The organism is Chryseobacterium potabilaquae (assembly GCF_902728265.1).
Lineage (GTDB): Bacteria > Bacteroidota > Bacteroidia > Flavobacteriales > Weeksellaceae > Chryseobacterium > Chryseobacterium potabilaquae.
Map to the genome: position 1 here is coordinate 1 of NZ_CACVBR010000103.1, position 1,205 is coordinate 1,205.

Annotated in this window: 1 protein-coding gene; it reads left to right on the plus strand. The window is 35.9% G+C overall.

Annotation, left to right across the window (positions count from 1 at the left end; translation table 11 throughout):
• The coding region (locus CHRY9293_RS18345; RefSeq protein ID WP_228455602.1) for a condensation domain-containing protein at positions 1-1,205 on the plus strand (1,205 nt) is incomplete at both ends.

The window sequence follows — 1,205 nt, forward strand, 5'->3', positions numbered from 1 at the left end:
GTTTTAGGTTTACCTGTAGAAAGTATAGGTTTACATGATGACTTCTTCCGCTTAGGAGGAAATAGTATTATGGCTATTAAATTGATTAGTAAGATTCATCAGGGGTTAGGTTTACAGGCCAGTGTAGCGATGGTGTTTAGCTATAAAACCATCTATGGATTAGCAGGAGTACTAGAAGGTTTATCAATTGATATTGTAGAGATGATCTGTCCTATAGCGGTTCATAGTCCTGAGCAGCAACTTTTATCTTTTGCTCAGGAGCGTTTATGGTTTATTGATCAGTATGAAGGAGGAAGTTCTGCGTATAATATTCCTATGGTTTTTGGATTATCTTCACAAGTTGATCTAAGTATTTTAGCAGAATCTTTTAAAGCTCTTCTGTCCAGACATGATATTCTACGTACTTTGATTGTAACCAGTTCAGAGGGCGTAGGGTATCAGTATGTGAGTGATCAGGAGCTCAGCATTAAAGAGGCTTATGTGGAGAGTTCTAAGCAGTTAGAAGATCTTATATCTCAAGAAGTTAATAGAGTTTTTGATTTGTCCCAAGAACTTCCTATTTCAGTTTGTGTATTCCATAAAAAAGAAAAGAATAATAGCAATGAGCTCAGCTCTTATATCAGTATAGTTGTTCACCATATAGCTTTTGATGGTTGGTCTACAGATATATTTTTAGAAGAGTTACGATCTATATATCAAGATTTGCTAACGAATAGTTCCGTTTCTTTACCCTTGTTACGTATTCAGTATAAAGATTTTGCTTTATGGCAACGGGATTATCTTCAAGGGGAAGTATTAGATAGACAGTTGGATTATTGGAAGACTAAACTTTTGGAAGTAGAACCTTTAAATCTTCCTTTAGATTATGCTCGTCCTTCGGTTATTTCTTATGAAGGAAATACGGTACATTTTAGTATCGCAGATACTTTAGGAGAGGAACTTAGACTCTTGTCTCGAGATTTAGGGGTTAGTTTATACAGTGTAATGCTGGGAGGATATTATTTGCTATTATCCTCTTATTCGGGACAAAAAGATATTGTATTAGGCACTGTGGTCGCGAATCGTCATCATGCAGGTTTAGAGGATTTGATAGGTTTCTTTGTTAATACATTGGTCCTTCGAGAAGAGATTGATTATGGAGTATCAGTAAGAGATTTTATTTTGCAAGTTTCGGATTCAGTATCTGAGGCTCAGATGCATCAGGA